General features: G+C 68.9%; 18 protein-coding genes. 10 read left to right on the plus strand and 8 right to left on the minus strand.

Annotation, left to right across the window (positions count from 1 at the left end; genetic code table 11):
• Window positions 1–49 precede the first annotated feature (49 nt).
• From edd to JOD31_RS17045, 4 genes are all read right to left on the minus strand, one after another.
• Window positions 50–1,858, minus strand: coding sequence for a phosphogluconate dehydratase (gene edd / locus JOD31_RS17030; RefSeq protein WP_204951628.1), 1,809 nt, complete (start codon window positions 1,856–1,858; stop codon window positions 50–52).
• 386 nt (window positions 1,859–2,244) lie between these two features.
• On the minus strand, window positions 2,245–2,952 hold the full coding sequence (gene pgl / locus JOD31_RS17035; RefSeq protein WP_204951629.1) for a 6-phosphogluconolactonase: 708 nt from the start codon (window positions 2,950–2,952) through the stop codon (window positions 2,245–2,247).
• Window positions 2,949–4,433 (minus strand): glucose-6-phosphate dehydrogenase, encoded by a 1,485-nt coding sequence (gene zwf / locus JOD31_RS17040; protein ID WP_204951630.1) that lies wholly within the window; start codon window positions 4,431–4,433, stop codon window positions 2,949–2,951. The genes pgl and zwf overlap by 4 nt, the downstream gene beginning before the upstream one ends.
• 113 nt (window positions 4,434–4,546) lie before the next feature.
• Window positions 4,547–5,338 carry an enoyl-CoA hydratase/isomerase family protein gene (locus tag JOD31_RS17045; RefSeq protein WP_204951631.1) on the minus strand — a complete coding sequence of 264 codons (792 nt, stop codon included), beginning with the start codon at window positions 5,336–5,338 and terminating at the stop codon, window positions 4,547–4,549.
• Window positions 5,339–5,537: 199 nt separating this feature from the next.
• On the opposite strand from JOD31_RS17045, the gene wrbA reads away from it, so the two are divergent.
• From wrbA to JOD31_RS17075, 6 genes are all read left to right on the plus strand, one after another.
• On the plus strand, window positions 5,538–6,137 hold the full coding sequence (gene wrbA / locus JOD31_RS17050) for an NAD(P)H:quinone oxidoreductase (protein ID WP_204951632.1): 600 nt from the start codon (window positions 5,538–5,540) through the stop codon (window positions 6,135–6,137).
• Window positions 6,138–6,286: 149 nt separating this feature from the next.
• Window positions 6,287–7,261, plus strand: coding sequence for a quinone oxidoreductase family protein (locus JOD31_RS17055; RefSeq protein ID WP_204951633.1), 975 nt, complete (start codon window positions 6,287–6,289; stop codon window positions 7,259–7,261).
• A complete protein-coding gene (locus tag JOD31_RS17060) occupies window positions 7,258–7,728 on the plus strand; it encodes a nucleoside deaminase (protein ID WP_204951634.1) in 471 nt (156 codons plus the stop codon). The genes JOD31_RS17055 and JOD31_RS17060 overlap by 4 nt, the downstream gene beginning before the upstream one ends.
• A gap of 92 nt (window positions 7,729–7,820) precedes the next feature.
• The gene (locus JOD31_RS17065) at window positions 7,821–8,285 is read left to right on the plus strand and encodes a type II toxin-antitoxin system RatA family toxin (RefSeq protein ID WP_103119852.1); all 465 of its coding nucleotides are present in this window, start codon (window positions 7,821–7,823) and stop codon (window positions 8,283–8,285) included.
• The gene (thiL, locus tag JOD31_RS17070; protein WP_204951635.1) at window positions 8,282–9,280 is read left to right on the plus strand and encodes a thiamine-phosphate kinase; all 999 of its coding nucleotides are present in this window, start codon (window positions 8,282–8,284) and stop codon (window positions 9,278–9,280) included. The genes JOD31_RS17065 and thiL overlap by 4 nt, the downstream gene beginning before the upstream one ends.
• A gap of 169 nt (window positions 9,281–9,449) precedes the next feature.
• Window positions 9,450–10,292: a lytic murein transglycosylase gene (locus JOD31_RS17075; protein ID WP_204951636.1), complete on the plus strand. Its 843-nt coding sequence runs from the start codon at window positions 9,450–9,452 to the stop codon at window positions 10,290–10,292.
• Between the two features lie 162 nt (window positions 10,293–10,454).
• Here the strand turns inward: JOD31_RS17075 and JOD31_RS17080 are convergent, their stop codons facing one another.
• Complete coding sequence (locus JOD31_RS17080) at window positions 10,455–10,703, minus strand: hypothetical protein (protein ID WP_204951637.1); 249 nt, start codon at window positions 10,701–10,703, stop codon at window positions 10,455–10,457.
• 72 nt (window positions 10,704–10,775) lie between these two features.
• Window positions 10,776–12,119, minus strand: coding sequence for a sugar porter family MFS transporter (locus JOD31_RS17085; RefSeq protein ID WP_204951638.1), 1,344 nt, complete (start codon window positions 12,117–12,119; stop codon window positions 10,776–10,778).
• 540 nt (window positions 12,120–12,659) lie between these two features.
• On the opposite strand from JOD31_RS17085, the gene JOD31_RS17090 reads away from it, so the two are divergent.
• Both JOD31_RS17090 and pyrG read left to right on the plus strand, forming a co-directional pair.
• Window positions 12,660–14,774: a sodium-translocating pyrophosphatase gene (locus JOD31_RS17090; protein WP_204951639.1), complete on the plus strand. Its 2,115-nt coding sequence runs from the start codon at window positions 12,660–12,662 to the stop codon at window positions 14,772–14,774.
• A 262-nt stretch (window positions 14,775–15,036) separates the two neighbouring features.
• A complete protein-coding gene (pyrG, locus tag JOD31_RS17095) occupies window positions 15,037–16,665 on the plus strand; it encodes a CTP synthase (protein ID WP_204951640.1) in 1,629 nt (542 codons plus the stop codon).
• A 183-nt stretch (window positions 16,666–16,848) separates the two neighbouring features.
• On the opposite strand, the gene sseA is transcribed toward pyrG, so the two are convergent.
• Entirely contained in the window at window positions 16,849–17,703 is an 855-nt protein-coding gene (sseA, locus tag JOD31_RS17100; RefSeq protein WP_204951641.1) for a 3-mercaptopyruvate sulfurtransferase, read from the minus strand.
• A complete protein-coding gene (locus tag JOD31_RS17105; protein WP_204951642.1) occupies window positions 17,700–18,737 on the minus strand; it encodes a cysteine synthase A in 1,038 nt (345 codons plus the stop codon). The genes sseA and JOD31_RS17105 overlap by 4 nt, the downstream gene beginning before the upstream one ends.
• Before the next feature lie 206 nt (window positions 18,738–18,943).
• Between JOD31_RS17105 and JOD31_RS17110 the strand changes: the two genes are divergently transcribed.
• Window positions 18,944–19,612 carry a ChrR family anti-sigma-E factor gene (locus JOD31_RS17110; protein ID WP_204951643.1) on the plus strand — a complete coding sequence of 223 codons (669 nt, stop codon included), beginning with the start codon at window positions 18,944–18,946 and terminating at the stop codon, window positions 19,610–19,612.
• On the plus strand, window positions 19,609–20,385 hold the full coding sequence (locus JOD31_RS17115) for an SDR family NAD(P)-dependent oxidoreductase (RefSeq protein WP_204951644.1): 777 nt from the start codon (window positions 19,609–19,611) through the stop codon (window positions 20,383–20,385). Before JOD31_RS17110 ends, JOD31_RS17115 begins: the two co-directional genes overlap by 4 nt.
• Window positions 20,386–20,387: the final 2 nt, after the last annotated feature.

Consider the following 20,387-nt stretch of genomic DNA (forward strand, 5'->3'; position numbering starts at 1 on the left):
GATCGCCGCCGCTTGTGTCAACCTGCCGCAGCGAGGGGCAAGGCCGCCCTCAGAGCGCGCTGGCGCCCTGCTCGGCGGGTCCGACGGCTGCCCGGAAGGCGGCGAACAGGTTGCGCCCCATGCCGAACTGCGGCTCGGTCGCTTCGAAGGCGTTTTCGCGCGCCGCGAACTCGGCCGCGTCCACCAGCACCTCGAGGCTGCCGGCCTCCGCGTCGACGCGGATGACGTCGCCGTCGCGGATCTTGCCGATCGGCCCGCCGTGCGCGGCCTCCGGCGTCACATGGATCGCCGCCGGCACCTTGCCGGACGCGCCCGACATCCGCCCGTCGGTGACGAGCGCGACCTTGTGGCCGCGCTTCTGCAGCACGGAGAGCGCGGGCGTGAGCCGGTGCAGCTCCGGCATGCCGTTAGCCTTGGGTCCCTGGAATCGCACCACGGCCACCACGTCGCGGTCGAGCTCGCCCGCGCGGAACGCGGCCTCAAGCCCGTCTTGCGTCGTGAACACCCGCGCCGGCGCCTCGACGATCCAGCGGTCGCGGTCGACCGCGGAGACTTTGATGACCGCGCGGCCCATGTTGCCGTCGAGCAGGCGCAGGCCGCCGTCCGCCTGGAACGGCTCGGCCACGGGGCGCAGCACTGAGAGGTCGCCGCTTCGGGGCTCGATGTCCTTCCAGACGATCTCCTCGCCGACAAGCTTCGGCTCCTTGACGTACTCCGAGAGACCCGGACCCATGACGGTCAGTACGTCGTCGTGTAGCAGGCCGGCGCCGCGAAGCTCGCGGATGAGGAAGCCCATGCCCCCGGCGGCGTGGAAGTGGTTCACGTCGGCCGAACCGTTGGGGTAGATGCGGCAGAGCAGGGGGGTCGCCGCCGAGAGCCGGTCGAAGTCGTCCCAGGTCAGCGTTATGCCGGCGGCCTTCGCCATCGCGACGAGGTGGATCGCGTGGTTGGTGGAGCCGCCGGTGGCGTTGAGGCCGACGATGCCGTTCACGAAGGCCTTCTCGTCGAGGATCTGGCCGATCGGGGCGTAGCCGTTGCCCGAGCGTGTGATGGCGAGCGCTTGGTTCACCGTCGCGGTGGTCAGCGCGTCACGCAGCGGGGTGTTCGGGGGCACGAAGCTCGAACCCGGCAGGTGGAGGCCCATGATCTCCATGAGCATCTGGTTGGAGTTCGCCGTGCCGTAGAAGGTGCAGGTGCCGGGGGAGTGGTAGCTCTCGCTCTCGGCCTCCAGCAGCTCGGCGCGGCCGATCTTGCCCTCGGCGTAGAGCCCGCGGATGCGGCCCTTCTCGTCGTTGGTCATGCCGGAGGGCATGGGGCCGGACGGCACGAACACCGCCGGCAGGTGTCCGAAGGCCAGCGCGCCGATGACGAGGCCGGGGACGATCTTGTCGCAGATCCCGAGGTAGAGCGCGGCGTCGAACATGTCGTGGCTGAGCGCAACCGCGGTCGACATGGCGATGACGTCGCGGGAGAACAGCGACAGCTCCATGCCGGGCTGGCCTTGCGTGACGCCGTCGCACATCGCGGGCACGCCGCCCGCCACCTGCGCCACCGCGCCGGCCTCGCGCGCCGCGGCGCGGATGATGTCGGGGAAGCGCTCGTAGGGCTGATGCGCCGACAGCATGTCGTTGTAGGCGGTGACGACGCCGATGTTCGGCACGACCTGGCCCTTGAGCGCGTCCTTGTCGGTCGCGCCGCAGCCGGCGAAGCCGTGGGCGAGGTTGCCGCAGGACAGCGCGGCCCGGTGAGGGCCCTTGGCGGCGGCCTTCGCGATGCCGTCGAGATAGCGCGCGCGTCCGTCGCGCGAGCGGGCGACGATCGTTTCGGTCACCTCTGCGATGCGGGCGTCGAGGGTCATGCCCTTCACTCCCTTTCTCTATGCCGGGACAAAAACAACGCGTATACGATCAACATCAGCGGAATTACTAGAATAGAAGCGAGTCCGAACAATATTTCTGTCTTACGAACAAGCAAGTAAAAAACAAATCCGATCACTGCAGCGGATATGAGTGCTGTTCGAGGTGATGTCTCTGTATATCGGAAACTAAGCGAGAATATTCCGACGAACAGTGCTGCTAGAAAACTAAAAAGAATGACACCGAGTATCACCTCTGAATTTGGTGCGGCGGGAGTCGATGTGACGTACAGGCTCCAAAAGATAAAACAGATAAGAAGGCCGAGAGCGAGCGCGGTAATTATGTTCGCGACTTGTCGGCCGGAGATCGGCTGCATCTTGTTCTCGTTTTAAGGCGCCCACACAATCTGCAGCGGATGGGGCGCGTGGGCGACGACGGCGCGGATCGGCATCTTGTTCGCGTCCTTGCCCGCGAGCGCCGTTTCCAGGACCTTCTTCTTGCCGGCGCCCTCCACGTGCAGCACCAGCATCGTGGCTGCGAGCAGCACGGGCAAGGTCAGCGTGATGCGCGGCTCGCCGGCGGCTTCGGCGCGCATCGGCGAGACCAGCAGATGGCTCGTCGGGTCGATCGCGTAGGCCAGCCGGTCGCCGCCGGGAAAGAACGAGGCGGTGTGCCCGTCGTCGCCCATGCCGAGGATCGCGACCGTGATCGGGCCGGACATGTCGGCGACGCGCTCGGCGACCTCGTGGATGCCCTCCTCAGGGGTCGCCGCGCCGGTGTAGAGCGGGACAAAGCTCGCGGCGTGGGCCTCGTTCTGGAGCAGGTTCTGCTTCACCAGCCGGGCGTTGGAGCGCTCGGAGCTTTCCGGAACCCAGCGCTCGTCGACCAGCGTGACGGTGACGGACTCCCAGTCGAGTTCGGCCAGCGAGAGCTTCTGGAAGTAGAGCTTCGGCGTCGAGCCGCCGGAGACGGCGAGCGTCGCCGCGCCGCCGTCCGAGATCGCCGAGCGCAGGGCGTCGGCGGTTTGGTCGGCCAGCGCCTGCGCCAGCTCCTCGCGGGTCTCGAATTCGGTGATCGCGACGTGGTGATCGCTCATGCGTCGGGGTCCTCATGCCAGGTGCGGCCGTCGCGCTCGATCAGCGCCACGGCGGAGGAGGGCCCCCACGTTCCGGCGGTGTAGGTCGATGGCGCGTGGCCTAGCCGCGACCAGGCCTCGAGGATCGGGTCGGCCCATTTCCAGGCGGCCTCCACCTCGTCGCGCCGCATGAACAGCGCCTGGCTGCCGCGGATCACGTCCATCAGAAGCCGCTCGTAGGCGTCGGGGTTCCGGACCTTGAACGTGTCGGCGAAGGATAGGTTCAGCGGCACCTCGCGGAACCGCAGGCCGCCGGGGCCGGGGTCCTTGATCATCAGGTAGAGCTTCACGCCCTCGTCGGGCTGCAGGCGGATGACGAGGCGGTTGGGCGCGAGGAAGCCGCCGGCCGGGCCGAAGATCGAGCGCGGCACCTCACGGAACTGGATGACGATCTCGGAGACCTGCTGCGGCAGGCGCTTGCCCGTGCGGAGATAGAACGGCACGCCGGCCCAGCGCCAGGTCTGCACCTCGGTCTTCAGCGCGACGAATGTCTCGGTCTGGCTCTGCGACCCGTCGCCCAGCTCCTCGACGTAACCCGGCACGGATTTTCCGTCGATCGCGCCGGTGCGGTACTGGCCGCGGACGGTGAGCGAGCGCACCGAGGCGTCGTCGATGGGCTTCAGCGCCCGCAGCACCTTCAGCTTCTCGTCGCGCAACGAGTCCGCGTCGAGCTCGCCCGGCGGCTCCATGGCGACGAGACAGAGCAGCTGGAGGATGTGGTTCTGCACCATGTCGCGCAGCGCGCCGGACGTGTCGTAGTACCCGCCGCGCGAGCCGACGCCGATCTTCTCGGCGACGGTGATCTGGACGTGGTCGACGTGCGCGGAGTCCCACACCGGCTCGAACAGCACGTTGGCGAAGCGCAGCGCCAGCAGGTTCTGGACCGTCTCTTTCCCGAGATAGTGGTCGATGCGGTAGATCTGGCTCTCATCCAGCACCTCGCCGACCGCGGAGTTGATCTCCTGCGCCGAGGCGAGGTCCTTGCCGAGCGGCTTCTCGAGCACGACGCGGGTCTTCTGAGTGATCAGGTCGTGCGTCTTCAGATTGTGCGTGATGGCGTCGAACAGGTCGGGCGAGGTCGCGAGGTAGAACGCCCGCACCCGGTCGAGGCCGTCGGCGATCAGCGTCTTCAGATCCGCCCAGCCCGCGTCGCCCGCCGCCTCGACGGTGACGTAGCGGATGCGGGCGAGGAAGCGCTTCACTGTCGGCTTGTCGAGCTCGTCGGCGGGCACGAAGGTCTGGAGCGCCTCCTTGACCTCGGCGCGGAACGACTCGTCGGTGTGCTCCTTGCGGGAGACGCCGACGATGCGCGTCGGATCGGTCAGCTGGCCGTCATGGTCGCGGCGGAAAAGCGCGGGAAACAGTTTTCGGTGCGCGAGATCGCCGGTGCCGCCGAACACCACCAGATCGAAGGGATCGACGGCTACGATTCGGCTCGTCATGGGGGACGTCTCCGGACTTATCATGGATTGCTGCAGCTGCGAATTGGACCCTGCGGCGGAGCGCTGTCAAACCTCGACGGCTCCTCAGGACCTCACGGTCGCCTCGAGCGAGGTCATGGCCGCCACGTAAAGCGCGGAAGCCGCTTGTCCAGGAATGCCTGGGCGCCTTCCTTGAGATCTTCTCCCGAGAAGCCGCCGCGCCACAGCGAGTCGAGCGCCACGGGGTCGGGCGCGCCGGCGGCGATCGCGTCGACGGTGCGCTTGGCGGCGTCGATGGAGTAGCGGGACGCCGCGGCCATGGCGGCGACGAGCTCGTCGATCGCCCCGTCGAGCGCGTCCGGAGCTGTGAGGCGATCGATAAGCCGCTTCGCCAGGGCTTCGTCCGCGCCCATCAGCCGGGCCGTGAACAGCAGCTCCTTCGCCGCCGAGGCGCCGACGGCGCCCACTAGCCGCGCGGTGCTTTCGACGGGATAGACGATGCCGAGCCGCGCCGGCGTGACGCCGAAGCGGGTTCCTTCGGTCGCGACCCGAATGTCGCAGGCCAAGGCGATCTGGCATCCGCCGCCGACGCAGACGCCCTCGATCGCGGCGATGGTCGGCTGGGCGATGCGGGCGATCGCCTCCTCGCCGTCGCGCACCGCGTCGGCGTAGGAGCGCCGTCGGGCCTCGTCCGCGGTGGTGAGCGCGACGAACTCGCCGATGTCGGCTCCCGCGCTGAACACGCCGCCCGCGCCGCGCACCACCACCACCGCGATCTCGGGGTCGGCCGCGATCTCGGCCGCGACCACCGGGAACGCGCGCCAGGTCGCTTCGTCGATGGCGTTCTTCTTGGCGGGACGGTCGATCAGGATCGTCGCCCGCGCGCCTTCGCGCAGCAATTTGACGGAGGCGGCGGGCTCGGTCATCGCAGCGGCATCTCCAAAAGGTCCGTCTCCCCGCTTAGCATCTTGCGCGCGCCCTGCGCAGCGCGCCGCAAACTATCGTGCATAGGTGCAATATACATATCCAATTTCGAGGGATTGATTGGCGCTGGCGCACGGCGCACTCTAACGCTCAAGCCGTCGGCGCGTCGCGCCGGACCCCTTCTAGCCAGCGAGAGTCCCGATGACCAAAGTGCTTGTCCTCTACTACTCCACCTACGGCCACATCGAGACCATGGCGAACGCGGTCGCCGAGGGCGTCCGTGAGGCCGGCGCCGAGGCGGTCGTGAAGCGGGTGCCGGAGACGGCGCCGGAGGAGGTCGCCAAGGCCGGCCACTTCAAGCTCGATCAGGCCGCGCCGATCGCGACCGTCGACGAGCTTCCCGAGTACGACGCCATCATCTTCGGCGCCCCGACCCGCTTCGGCACGGTCGCCTCGCAGATGCGCAGCTTCATCGATCAGACCGGCGGCCTGTGGTTCGCCGGCAAGCTGGTCGGCAAGGTCGGCTCGGTGTTCACCGCGTCCGCCACCCAGCACGGCGGCCAGGAGAGCACGATCCTCGGCTTCCTCCCGACCCTGCTTCACCACGGCATGGTGGTCGTCGGGCTGCCGTATTCCTTCGCCGGCCAGATGAACATGGACGAGATCACCGGCGGGTCGCCCTATGGCGCGAGCACCCTCGCCAAAGGCGACGGCTCCCGCCAGCCGAGCGCGAACGAGCTTGCCGGGGCGAAGTTCCAGGGCAAGCACGTGGCGGAAATCGCCGCCAAGCTCGCGGGCTGACCGCCATATCCTGATCGTCTGCGGCGGGGCCAGTCATCGGCTCCGCCGCTTTTTGTCGGTGGCCCTGCGCGCGGCGCGCTTTCTCTCGCGGCCACTCTGCGCCATGTGATGCGGCGAAACCCGAGTCACATCGAGAAGGACCCTGTCCCATGGCGAAGGCGATCCGCGTGCATGCGACTGGCGGCCCCGAGGCGCTGACCTTCGAGGACGTCGAACTGCCGCCGCTGAAGAAGGGCGACGCCCACATCCGCCACACGGCGATCGGGGTGAATTTCATCGACGTGTACCACCGCACGGGGCTGTACCCCCAGGAGACGCCCTTCGTGCTCGGGTCCGAGGGCGCGGGCGAAGTGGTGGCGGTCGGCGAGGGGGTGACCGACCTGAAGCCGGGCGACCGCGTCGCCTACGCCGGCGGCCCGCTTGGGGCCTACGCCACGGAGCGGGTGATCCCGGCGGAGCGTCTGGTGAAGATCCCTGCCGGCGTCACCGACGAGACCGCCGCCGCCGCGATGCTCAAGGGCATGACGGCGCAGTACCTGCTTCGCCGCACGTTCCGCGTCGGACCGGAGCACACGATCCTGTTCCACGCCGCGGCCGGCGGCGTCGGCCAGATCGCCTGCCAGTGGGCCAGTCATCTCGGCGCGACGGTGATCGGCACCGCCGGTGGGCCGGAGAAGGTCGCGCTCGCCAAAACCAAGGGCTGCGCGCACGTCATCGACTACCGATCCGAGGACTTCGTCGCCAAGGTGAAGGAGATCACCGGAGGGAAGGGCGTCGACGTGGTCTACGACTCCGTCGGCAAGGACACGTTCCCGGCCTCGCTCGATTGCATCAAGCCGCGCGGCATGTGGGTGAGCTTCGGCCAGTCTTCGGGCCCGATCGAGCCGTTCAACATCGGCCTGCTCGCCCAGAAGGGCTCGCTCTTTGCGACCCGGGCCAGCCTGAACCATTACGCGGCGACCCGGCCTGAGCTGCTTGCGACCGCCGAGGACCTGTTCGACGTGATCGCGTCCGGCGCGGTGACGATCGACATCGGGGCGCGCTATCCGCTGGAGCAGGCGGCCGACGCCCACAGGGCGCTCGAAGGCCGGGCCACCACCGGCTCGACCATCCTCATCCCATGAGCGACCGGGAGCTTCTCGCGCGCGCGGTGGAACTGTCGCGGACGCACAGCGAGGCGGGCGAGGGCGGTCCGTTCGGGGCCGTCGTCGCGACGCCGGACGGGCGCGTCGTGGCGGAGGGCTGGAACCAGGTCCTGTCCCATGGCGACCCGACCGCCCACGCCGAGGTCGTCGCGATCCGCCGCGCGGCGGAGGCGCTCGGAACGCACGTGCTCACGGGCCACGTAATGTACGCCTCGTGCGAGCCGTGCCCGATGTGCCTTGCGGCGGTCGCCTGGGCGAGGATGGATCGGATCGTCTTCGCCAACAGCCGCCACGACGCCGCGCGGATCGGCTTCGACGACGCCCGGATCTACGAGGAGATCGGCCGGCCGCTCGACCAGCGGTGGATCGCGTGCGAGCGCGTCGAGATGCCGGAAGCCGAAGCCGTGTTCGACGAGTGGCTCGCCCGAAACGGGACGATCTACTGACGGTGGCCACGCGCCGCGATCCGGGCGATAACACCGCCGGACGACCTCTATCCGCACGTTGACGCGCTTTCGATCCGAGCCTGACACGACATATGCCGAGCTTCCGCACGTCCCGCCGGGTTCCTCATTCCGCCGAGGAGATGTTCGATCTCGTCGCGGACGTGGAGAAGTATCCACTGTTCCTGCCGCTTTGCGAGGCGCTGAAGATCCGCCGTCGCGAAGAGCGTGACCAGCGGCCGGTGCTCGTCGCCGACATGACGGTCGCCTACAAGATCTTCCGCGAGACCTTCACAAGCCGGGTGACCCTCGACCGGGAGAAGCGCTCGATCCTCGTGGAGTATCTCGACGGCCCGTTCAGCCGGCTCGAGAATCGCTGGTCGTTCGAGCCGCTGGAGTCGGGCGGTTGCGAGGTCCGGTTCTTCATCGACTGGGAGCTCCGCAGCCGCACCCTGTCGATGCTCGTCGGCGCCGCTTTCGAGCGCGTGTTCCGCCGCTACGCCGAGGCGTTCGAACAGCGCGCCGACCGGGTATACGGCGCGAAGCCGGCGCTGGCGTGACCGGACGCCGCGGACGCCCCGACGAGGCCGGCCTGATCGCGCGGTTCTTCCGGCCGCTGGCCACCGCCCCGGGCGCCGCCCTGCTGCTGGACGACGCCGCCACCATCCCGCCCGCCTTCGGCAAGGATCTGGTCGTCACCGTCGACGCGATCGTCGCGGGCGTGCACTTCTTTCCCGATGACCCGCCGGACGCCATCGCCCGCAAGGCGCTGCGGGTGAACCTCTCCGATCTCGCCGCCAAGGGCGCGCAGCCCGCCGGCTATCTCGTAACGCTGGCGCTTCCCGACGACTGGGAGACGGACTGGCTGGAGGGCTTTGTCGAAGGTCTCGCCATCGACCAGGAGGAGTTCGGCCTGTCGCTGCTCGGCGGCGACACGGTGCGGACGCCGGGGCCGCTGATGGTGTCGATCACCGCCTTCGGTCACGCCCCGGAGGGTCAGGCTCCGCGTCGCACGGGGGCGGCGCCGGGGCAGCGGCTCTACGTGTCCGGCACGATCGGCGACGCGGCGCTCGGGTTGAAGCTGAGGCTCGACGAGCGCCTGGCGGCGCTCTGGGATCTGCGGCGCGCCGAGAAGGAGACGCTGCTCGACCGCTACCTGCTGCCGGAGCCTCGGCTCGCGCTGGCCGGCGTGGTCGCGACCTACGCCACCGCGTCGATGGACGTCTCAGACGGTCTGGTCGGCGACCTGGGCAAGCTCGCCGCCGCCTCGAAGGTCGGCGCCGTGATCGACGCCGGCCGGGTGCCGCTGTCGGCGGCGGCGTTCCGCGCGACCCGCGTGGATCCCGCCGCCTTCGCGACGGCGCTCACCGGCGGCGACGACTACGAAATCCTCGTCGCGATCGAACCGGAGGACGCCGAGGCGTTCGAGTCGGAGGCGGCTGCGGCGGGCGTGCGCGTGACGGACATCGGCGTGCTGATCGAGGGCGAGGGCGTCGGCGTGGAGCGCCACGGCCGGCCGGTCATGCTCGGAGACGAGAGCTTCAGCCATTTCTGACGGCAACGTGTTGCCGCCGCGCAACGTGTGATCGGCCATCACGGCCCGCCGCAATTGAATCGCAAGCTTCGACCATCAAAATGCCGCCGGAGCCGACTTGATGTCGGCGTTGGCGTCGTGTCGGGTCCCGTAGACGTCATGAACAAACATCAGACGCGGCGGAGACGACATGCGCATCACCACGAAGCTTCTTAGCGCCGGCTTGATCAGCCTAGGCGCCGCGTTGTCCGTAGGGACGGCGTCTGCGGCGCAGTGCGGCGGCAACGACGGCGCAGGCTTCGACGCCTGGGTCCAGAACTTCCAGGCTGAGGCGGTCTCGCGCGGCATTTCCCAGCGCACCGCGAGCGCGGCGCTGGCGGGCGTCTCCTACGACCGCCGCCTGATCGCCTACGATCGCACCCAGCGGCCGTTCAAGCTCACGCTGGAGCAGTTCATCGCCAAGCGCGCGCCCGCTTCGCTGATCAGCCAGGCGCGCTCGCGCATCCAGAAGAACAAGGCGCTGTTCGACCGCGTCGAGGCCCGCTACGGCGTGCCGGCGCCGATCATCGCGACGATCTGGGGCATGGAGACGGCCTTCGGCGCGATCCAGGGCACCAAGAACGTCTTCAACGGCCTCGCCACGCTCGCCTATGACTGCCGCCGCACGGACATGTTCCAGGGCGAGTTGATCGCGGCCATGACCCTCGTCGACCGCGGCGATCTGACCATGGCGGAGATGCGCGGCGCAGAACACGGCGAGATCGGGCAGGCGCAGTTCCTGCCGTCGTCCTATCTCAAGTACGCCGTGGACGGCGACGGCGACGGCCGCGCGGACATGGTCCGCTCGTCGGCCGACACCATCGCGTCGATCGGCAACTACCTGAAGCAGAAGGGCTGGCGCGCCGGCGGCGGCTGGGAAGAAGGCTCGGCCAACTTCGCCGTGCTGTCGGAGTGGAACAAGGCGAGCGTCTACCAGAAGGCGATCGCCTACGCCGCGACCCGCATCGACGAAGGTTCGACGGCCGCCCGCTGACGCCTCGGTCGCATCGTGTGATTCGAAAGCCCCGGCGCAAGCGCCGGGGCTTTTTCGTTTGATCGGCGTCAATCGTAGGACGCACGCCACGGCGAACGTCCGGGTTTGATCGTGGGCTTAGCGGAGTCTGGCTCCGCCTTCAGTCTGCGCCGCGCAACAACGTCAGAACCGCCCATAGCCGCCGGGCCCAAGCGGGCCGTAGCCGTCGATCGGCACATAGATCGGTCGATCGCGCGCCCGCCGGCGTTCGACGTCGAGCGTCATCCGGCAGTTTGCGAACGCATCGGTGCCTGGGCGCATACCGTACTCCCGGCATTTGGCGCTGTCGGCTGCGGCCAGCTCCTTCGGGGCCGCCGCGCAGCCGCCGAGCGCGAGAAGCCCGGCGGCGATGAGCAGAAGGCGTGCGGTCATGGCGTCACCGTTTGCAGCGAGATCTGCAGCTCATATGGGACGCCGCGCCGCTTCGGGGGAGGCCCTCGACGCTCATGCCTTGACGGCGTCGCCCGCGAAGCCCGCCTCGATCTCCTCCAGCGTCCGGCCCTTGGTCTCCGGCACCAGCGCGATGGTGAAAAGCAGCGCGCCGACGCTCATGACCGCGAACACGCCGAAGGTCGTCGCCGAGCCAAGGCCCGCGATCAACATGAGAAACACCTGGCTGACGATCAGGTTGGAGCCCCAGTTCGCGACCGTCGCGACGCTCATGGCGCGACCGCGGACGGCGAGCGGGAAGATCTCCGAGATCAGCAGCCAGAACACCGGCCCAAGCCCGATCGCGAAGAAGCCGACATAGGCCGCGACCGACAGCGTCGCAATCCAGGCCAGCGCGCCTTCCGTGCCGACCGCGAACCCGGCCGTGAGGATTGCGAGCATCGCGGCCATACCGGCGAGACCGACGATCAGCAGCTTCCGCCGCCCCGCGGTGTCGAGCAGCTTCAGGGCTACGTAGGTCATGACGACGTTGACCACGCCGACGCCCGCGGTCGCGAGGATCGCGGCCGAGGTCGAGGCCATGCCGGCCTTCTCGAAGATGATCGGGGCGTAATAGATCACCGTGTTGATGCCGGTGACCTGCTGGAAGATCGCAAGCCCGACGCCGACGATCAGCGGAATGCGCACGCGGGGCGCGAGCAGCGCCGACCACGGGGCGATCTGGCCGTCGCGGGCCTTCAGGTCGGTGCGCAACTGGTTCAGCTCGGCCGTGACGTCGCCGTCGTCGCGCAGGCGGGAGAGCGCGTCGGCGGCCTCGTCGTGGCGGCCCTGGCCGGCCAGCCAGCGGGGGCTTTCGGGCAGCGTCAGCATGCCGATCCCGAGCACGATCCCCGGCAGGCAGCCGACCGCCAGCATCCAGCGCCAGCCGCCGTCGACCTCCGACAGCAGGTAGGCGACGATGTAGGACAGCAGGATGCCGAGGGTGATGCACATCTGGTTCAGCGAGACCACGCCGCCGCGCTTCTCGGCGGGGGCCATCTCGGCGAGGTAGAGCGGGGTCAGCATCGAGGCGACGCCGATCGCCACGCCCAGGATGGCGCGGCCGATCAGCAGCGTGACGACCTCGTGCGCCGCCGCGCAGACGAGCGCGCCCACCACGAACAGCACCGCGACGACGAGGATCACCTTGCGCCGGCCGTAGGCGTCGGCGAGCGAGCCTGCGGTCGCGGCTCCCACGGCCGCTCCCAGCAGCGCGATCGAGACCACGAAGCCTTGCATGGCTTCCGAGAGCTGGAACAGGTCGCGGATGAAGGGCAGGGCGCCCGAGATCACGCCGGTGTCGTAGCCGAACAGGAGGCCGCCGAGCGACGCGGTCGCCGCCACCACATGGAATTTCACGCCGCTTACTCCCTGTTCGCCGCGGAACGTCCCGCCCGCGTTGAGATTCTCGCCGGCACTTTCGGCGCGCGCGCCGACGAGCGCAACGGGCCGAAAGGCGAGGATCGCCCAGGCCGGGGTCGCCTCTGGTGAGGATGTCCCGGACGACCCCTCATCCGGCGCTCCGCGCCACCTTCTCCCGCAAGGAGAGAAGGGAAGAGCGCCCCGCTTCGACGGGGGAGCTTGGCTGTACGCGTGAGATGTTACGGGACGCCGCGGTCCCCCTCTCCCCCTGCGGGAGAGGGTAAGGGTGAGGGGTCGTCCGGGACGCCCTCCATCCGCCACCCGCACAGCCGACCCGCTATGCGCTATCGTCCGCGAAGGGGAGCAGCGCACCGGCGCGTTGCGCGGGGCGCCCCCTTCTGGCAGCTTTCTCGTCGACCGATCGGTCAGGCGGAGCGGGCGTCGAAAACGACAAGCAAAAACGGGCGCGGCGCATGATCGCCGAACGTCCACGCCGTTCCGCCTTCACGAGGAAACGCAATCCAAGGAACGGCTTCGATGGCGCTTTTGTTGATAATCGTCTTAGGTTTGCTGTCCGTCGTCTACGGCGTATGGGCCATTCGGTCCGTTGTGGCGGCGGACGCCGGCAACGCGCGGATGCAGGAGATCGCAGGGGCGATCGCCGAGGGCGCGCAGGCCTATCTTCGCCGGCAATACGCCACCATCGGCGTCGTCGGGCTCGTGATCTTCGTAGCTGTCGCGATCTTCCTCTCGGTGACGGTCGCCATCGGCTTTCTGATCGGCGCGGTTCTGTCGGCGGCGGCCGGCTTCATCGGCATGAACGTCTCGGTGCGGGCCAACGTGCGCACCGCCCAGGCGGCCTCCAAATCGCTTGCGGCGGGGCTCGACATCGCCTTCACCTCCGGCGCCGTCACCGGCATGCTGGTGGCGGGCCTCGCGCTGCTCGGCGTCGCCGGCTACTACGCGGTGCTGACCGGGATCCTCGGCCACACGCTGGAGGACCGCGTGGTGGTCGACGCGCTGGTGGCGCTGGGCTTCGGCGCCTCGCTGATCTCGATCTTCGCCCGCCTCGGCGGCGGCATCTTCACCAAGGGCGCGGACGTCGGCGGCGACCTCGTCGGCAAGGTCGAGGCCGGCATTCCCGAGGACGACCCGCGCAACCCCGCGACCATCGCCGACAACGTGGGCGACAACGTCGGCGACTGCGCCGGCATGGCGGCGGACCTGTTCGAGACCTATGCGGTGACCGTGGTCGCCACCATGGTGCTCGCCGCGATCTTCTTCGCCGGCAACGCCGCGCTGCCCAGCCTGATCCTCTACCCGCTCGCGATCTGCGCGATCTGCATCGTCACCTCGATCGCGGGCACCTTCTTCGTGAAGCTGCCGGCGAGCCAGTCGATCATGGGCGCGCTCTACCGCGGCTTCGGCGCGGCGGCGGCGTTTTCGCTGGTGGGCATCGCGATCGTCACCGGCCTGCTGGTCGGGTTCTCGACGTCCTACACCACGACGACGGGCGTCACCTTCACCGGCTGGAGCCTCTATCTCTGCGCGGTGATCGGCCTCGTCATCACGGGCCTCATCATCGTCATCACCGAGTACTACACCGGCACCAACTTCCGTCCGGTGAAGTCGATCGCCGCGGCCTCCGTCACCGGTCACGGCACCAACGTCATCCAAGGCCTCGCCATCTCGCTCGAGGCGACGGCGCTGCCGGCGCTGGTGATCATCGCCGGCATCATCTCGACCAACGCGCTCGCGGGGCTGTTCGGCATCGCGATCGCAGTCACCGCCATGCTGGCGCTGGCCGGCTTCGTGGTGGCGCTCGACGCCTTCGGACCCGTCACCGACAACGCCGGCGGCATCGCCGAGATGGCGGGCCTGCCGGCGGAGGTGCGCCACGCCACCGACGCGCTGGACGCCGTGGGCAACACCACCAAGGCGGTGACCAAGGGCTACGCGATCGGCTCGGCCGGCCTCGGCGCGCTGGTGCTGTTCGCGGCCTACACCTCAGACCTCAACCACTTCATCCAAAACAGCGCGCAATACCCTTATTTCGAAGGCGTAAAACTCGATTTCGCGCTTACCAACCCCTACGTCGTCGTGGGCCTGCTGTTCGGCGGCATGCTGCCGTTCCTGTTCGGCGCCATGGGGATGACGGCTGTGGGCCGGGCCGCCAGCGCGATCGTCGAGGAGGTGCGGCGGCAGTTCCGGGAGAAGCCGGGCATCATGACCGGCGCCGACCGGCCGGACTACGGTCGCGCCGTGGACCTGCTAACCCGCGCGGCGATCCGGGAGATGATCGTCCCCTCGCTGCTGCCGGTTCTGTCGCCGATCGTCGCCTACTTCGTGGTGCTGGGCGTCGCGGGCAAGAGCGAGGCCTTCTCGGCGGTGGGCGCGATGCTGCTCGGCGTGATCGTGACCGGCCTGTTCGTCGCGCTCTCGATGACGTCTGGCGGCGGCGCCTGGGACAACGCCAAGAAATACATCGAGGACGGCCACCACGGCGGCAAGGGCTCCGACGCCCACAAGGCCGCGGTGACCGGCGACACGGTGGGCGACCCCTACAAGGACACGGCGGGCCCCGCGGTGAACCCGATGATCAAGATCACCAACATCGTGGCGCTGCTGCTGCTCGCGGTGCTCGCGCACTGACACCCAAAGACCACGTCCTGCGCATGGCGGCCCCGCTGCCATGCGCGAGACGCTTCCCCTCGGGGGGCGCCCGATGTAACAGGAGCGTCCAGACAACAGCGATCGCCCGCTCATCGACCCGACCCCCTCAAGGCCGGGCCGGCGGACGCGTTGTTTCGTGGTGTGAACAACTGGCCCGCCGCCTCCCCGAATCGGACGCGGCCGGTTAGGCCTGACGGGTCGCGACGCGCGCGGCCCTTTGGGATGCGAGCGAAAGAGAGCGATGGCCCGATACGTCTTCATCACCGGCGGCGTGGTGTCCTCGCTCGGAAAGGGCCTCGCCTCCGCGGCGCTCGGCTCGCTGCTCCAGGCGCGCGGCTATTCGGTGCGGCTGCGCAAGCTCGACCCCTATCTCAACGTCGATCCCGGCACGATGAGCCCGACCCAGCACGGTGAGGTGTTCGTCACCGACGACGGCGCCGAGACCGACCTCGACCTCGGCCACTACGAGCGCTTTACCGGCATTCCCGCGTCGAAGAAGGACAACATCACCACCGGGCGGATCTACCAGGACATCATCGCCAAGGAGCGCCGCGGCGACTACCTCGGCGGCACGGTGCAGGTGATCCCGCACGTCACCGACGCCATCAAGCACTTCGTCCGCGACGGCAACGAGGCCTTCGACTTCGTGCTGGTGGAGATCGGCGGCACCGTCGGCGACATCGAGGGCCTGCCGTTCTTCGAGGCGATCCGCCAGCTCGGCAACGACCTTCCGCGCGGCGACGCGATCTACATCCACCTCACGCTGCTGCCGTGGATCCCGAGCGCGGGCGAGCTCAAGACCAAGCCGACCCAGCATTCGGTGAAGGAGCTGCGCTCGATCGGCATCCAGCCCGACATTCTGCTCTGCCGCTGCGACCGGCCGATTCCGCCGGAGGAGCGCCGCAAGCTTGGCCTGTTCTGCAACGTGCGCGAGAGCGCCGTGATCGAGGCCCGCGACGTCGACACGATCTACGCCGTGCCGGAGGCCTATCACCGCGAAGGCCTCGACACCGAGGTTCTGGCGGCCTTCGGGATCGAGCCGGGCAAGGCGCCGGACCTGAACCGCTGGCGGAACGTCACCCAGAGGGTCACGAACCCCGAGGGCGAGGTGACGATCGCGATCGTCGGCAAGTACACGGGGCTGAAGGACGCCTACAAGTCGCTGTCCGAGGCGCTGGCCCACGGCGGCATCGCCAACACCGTGAAGGTCAACCTCGACTGGATCGAGAGCGAGATTTTCGAGAACGAGGACCCGGCGCCGTTCCTGGAGCACGTCCACGGCATTCTGGTGCCCGGCGGCTTCGGCCAGCGCGGCGCCGAGGGCAAGATCCGCGCGGCGACCTTCGCGCGCGAGCGCAAAGTGCCGTATCTCGGCATCTGCTTCGGCATGCAGATGGCGGTGATCGAGGCCGCGCGGAACCTCGCGGGGATTCCGGACGCCAACTCCACCGAGTTCGGCCCCACGACCGAGCCGCTCGTCGGCCTGATGACCGAGTGGACCCGCGGCAACGCGCTGGAGGCCCGCCGCGCCGACGGCGACCTCGGCGGCACCATGCGCCTCGGCGCCTACGACGCCCGGCTGAAGCACGGCTCAAAGGTGGCGGAGATCTACGGCTCCGAGGACATCTCCGAGCGCCACCGCCACCGCTACGAGGTCAACACCGCCTACCGCGAGCGGCTGGAAGCGAACGGGCTGGTGTTCTCCGGCATGTCCCCGGACGGGCTGCTCCCGGAGATCGTGGAGTACGAGGACCACCCGTGGTTCGTGGGCGTCCAGTTCCACCCCGAGCTCAAGTCGCGCCCCTTCGAGCCGCACCCGCTGTTCGCGTCGTTTGTTACGGCCGCGCTGGCGCAGAGCCGGCTGGTGTGATGGGGCCTCTAAGGCTTAGGCGCGCGGGCTGACTAAGAGGGCTCGTCGTCCTCCGGCGTGACCGACCCATGTCGGACGTCAGGCTCGACGTCGGACATGGATGGCCCGTTCAAGCCGGACCATGACGAACTTCATTCTGCTGCCGATCCCGGGTCGGCCTCTGGCCGTCCGGGATGACGAACGCTACGCCTTCGGCTTCGCCGGCCCCGTCTCCACGGGGCGGCCGCCGGCGCCCCACTCGGCCCACGAGCCATCGTAGATCCCCTCGGCCTTCGAGCCCACGCCCTCCAGCGCCAGCGCCAGGATCGCGGCGGAGACGCCTGACCCGCAGCTGGTGACGATCGGGCCGGCCACGTCGACGCCGGCGGCTTCGAACGCAGCGCGCAGCTCCGCCTCCTCGGCGAGCCGGCCGTCCTTCACCACCTGGTCGAACGGTACGTTGAGCGAGCCTGGAATGTGGCCGAGCGCGAGGCCCGGGCGCGGCTCGGGCGCCTCGCCGCGGAAGCGGGGGGCGGGGCGGGCGTCGATCACCTGGAACAGGCCGGCGTCCACGCCCTCGGCCACCTGATCTCCGCTCTTCACGACGGCGGGGTCGAAGCGCGGGGTGAAGCTGGCCGGCCCGCGGGTCGAGGCGCCGCTTTCGAGCAGGCGCTCTTCGGCCTTCCATTTCGGCAGGCCGCCGTCGAGCACGTAGACGTCCTTCACGCCGAACGCCTTGAACGTCCACCACACGCGGGCCGCCGCGAACAGGCCCGCGCCGTCGTAAGCGACGATCGTCGCGCCGTCGCCGATCCCGAGCTTGCCCACCGCCTCGGCAAAGACGTCCGGCGTGGGCAGCATGTGCGGCAGGTCGGTGGACGTGTCCGCCACGACGTTGATGTCGAAGAACACGGCGCCGGGGATGTGGGCCTCGAGAAACTCGCTCGGTCCCTCGCGGTTCGCCGCGGGCAGGTACCAGGAGCCGTCGACGGGGATGACCGTCGGGTCGCCGAGACGCTCGGCCAGCCATTCGGTGGAGACGAGGTTGGGGTTGGTCACTGCATCACCTTCCTGAGATCGACCGTGCCCGGCTTCTCGAGCCAGGCCGGCGCCGGCAGCGCCTTCGAGCGCAGGAACTCCGGGTTGAACAGCTTGGATTGATAGCGCGTGCCGTAGTCGCAGAGGATCGTCACGATGGTGTGGCCGGGGCCGAGCTCCCGCGCCAGCCGGATCGCGCCAGCGACGTTGACGCCGGACGAGCCGCCGAGGCACAGCCCCTCGTGCTCCAGCAGGTCGAAGGCGATCTGCACGGCTTCCGCGTCCGGGATCCGGTAGGCGAAGTCGACCGGCGCGTCCTCGAGATTGGCCGTGATGCGGCCCTGGCCGATGCCCTCGGTGATCGAGGAGCCCTCGGCCTTCAGTTCGCCGGTGGTGTAGTAGCTGTAGAGCGCGGCGCCGGGCGGGTCGGCGAGGGCGATCTTGACGTCCTTCGACCGCGCCTTCAGCGCCATGCCCGTGCCGGCGAGCGTGCCGCCGGTGCCGACCGCGGAGACGAATCCGTCCACCTTGCCGTCGAGGTCGTTCCAGATCTCAGGGCCGGTCCCGTCGATGTGCGCCTGCCGGTTCGCCACGTTGTCGAACTGGTTCGCCCAGATCGCGCCGTTCGGCTCCGTCTTCGCCAGTTCCTCGGCCAGTCGGCCAGAAAGCTTCACGTAGTTGTTCGGATCTTTGTAGGGAACGGCCGGCACCTCCACGAGCTCCGCGCCGGCGAGCCGGAGCATCTGCTTCTTCTCGTCGGACTGGGTGTCCGGAATGACGATCACAGTGCGGTAGCCGAGCGCGTTCGCGACCAGCGCGAGCCCGATGCCGGTGTTGCCGGCCGTGCCCTCCACGATGACGCCGCCGGGCTTCAGCTCGCCGCGCCTGACCGCGTCCTCGATGATCCAGAGCGCGGCGCGGTCCTTCACCGATTGGCCGGGGTTCATGAACTCCGCCTTGCCGAGAATGGCGCAGCCCGTCAGCTCGGAGGCCTGGCGCAGACGGATGAGCGGCGTCCGCCCGATGGCGTCGACCAGACCGCTGCGGATGGTCATGAACAACCTCATTCGATAGATTAATCGCGAGGGCGGCACCGTAGTCTGGCGGCGTCGGCTTGAAAAGCGCGGCCGCCCCAGCTCCGACGCCCTGTGGCGAAAGGCGCGGGGAAACGATAATCCATCAGGACAGGCCGCGCGTAACCAACTGGACGCCGTGGGCTGGTCCGTCCCGACCCCGAGCGGTTCACCGAGGTTCGTTTCACGTGGCTTCGCCTTTCAGCCCAACGCCGGAAGACGCCTCCCGACCGATCGACGCGGTGCTCGCTGGGTATGTGGCGGGGGCGCTGGAGCCGCACATGCATGCGCTCATTACCGCCCATCTCATGCTGTCGGATGAGAACCGCGGCTTCGTTCGGGCCCTCGAGGCGGAAGCCGGCGCGGCGCTCGATCGCATCGACGCGCCGTTGCCGCAGCGCGTACCGCGCGACCATGTGCTCTCCGCGATCTACGCCGGCGGCTACTATGGGACCGGCCGTCCGGCGCAGCATGATCCGGAGCTTCCGTCGCCGCTCTTCCGTCTTGTCGGCAAGCCGCTCGACCAGCTGCCGTGGAAGCGAAAGCTGCCGGGACTGAAGGAGTGCAAGGTCTACGACAAAGGCGGCGTCGAGGCGGTGTTCTACCACATCTCGGCCGGTAGCCGGATGCCGAAGCACACCCACGCCGGGTCCGAAGCGACCCTGGTGCTGCGGGGCGCATTCCACGACGAGCGCGATCTCTATCGTCGCGGCGACGTCGCGCTGGCCGACGGCTTCGTCGAGCATAGGCCGACGACCAGCCGGGACGAGGACTGCGTTTGCTTCGCCGTGACCGATGCGCCGCTGAAGATGACCGGGGCCGTGTGGAGCGTCCTGCAGAAACTGTTCGGCAAGTGAAGGGCGTCGCGGTCGCCTGGGTGACCGGCGCGAGCTCCGGCATCGGACGCGCCGTCGCTCTCGAGCTCGCCCGGTCGGGCGTCGTGGTCGCCGCGACCGCCCGCCGCGAGGACGAACTTGCGAGCCTCGCGGCGGAGGCCGCAGGGTTCGGCGGTCGTGTCGCGGCCTATCCTGGCGACCTGTCCGATCCGGAGAGCCTGACGCCCTTGGCGGCGCGTATTGCGGCCGAGCTTGGGACGATCGATCTCGCCGTGCTGAACGCCGGCCTCTTCATCCCCGTTCGGGCCGTCCCTTTCGACGCCGACGCCTTCTACAAGACCTGCGACGTCAACCTGAAGGGCACGGTCGGTTGCCTCGCCGCGGTGCTTCCGGCGATGACCGCGCGACGGGGCGGCAAGATCGTGCTGGTGGCCTCCGTGACGGGCTACGCCGGCCTGCCCAGCTCCGCCGCCTACGGCGCCACCAAGGCGGCGCTGAACAATCTCGCGGAAAGCCTGAAGTTCGATCTCGACAGGGTCGGGGTCGCCATCCAGGTGGTGAACCCGGGCTTCGTCGACACGCCGGCGACCAAGCAGAACGACTTCAGGATGCCAGCGCTGCTGGCCGTCGACGACGCGGCGAAGCGCATCGTCGCCGGCATCGAGCGCGGCGGTTTCGAAATCACCTTCCCGAAGCGCTTCACCTACGTGCTGAAAGTTCTCAAGCTGCTGCCCTATCCCGCCTATTTCTGGCTGGTGACCAAGGCGACGGGCTGGGACAAGAAGACGGACTGAAC

It is taken from the genome of Methylopila capsulata (assembly GCF_016907975.1).
Classification (GTDB): Bacteria; Pseudomonadota; Alphaproteobacteria; order Rhizobiales; family Methylopilaceae; genus Methylopila; species Methylopila capsulata.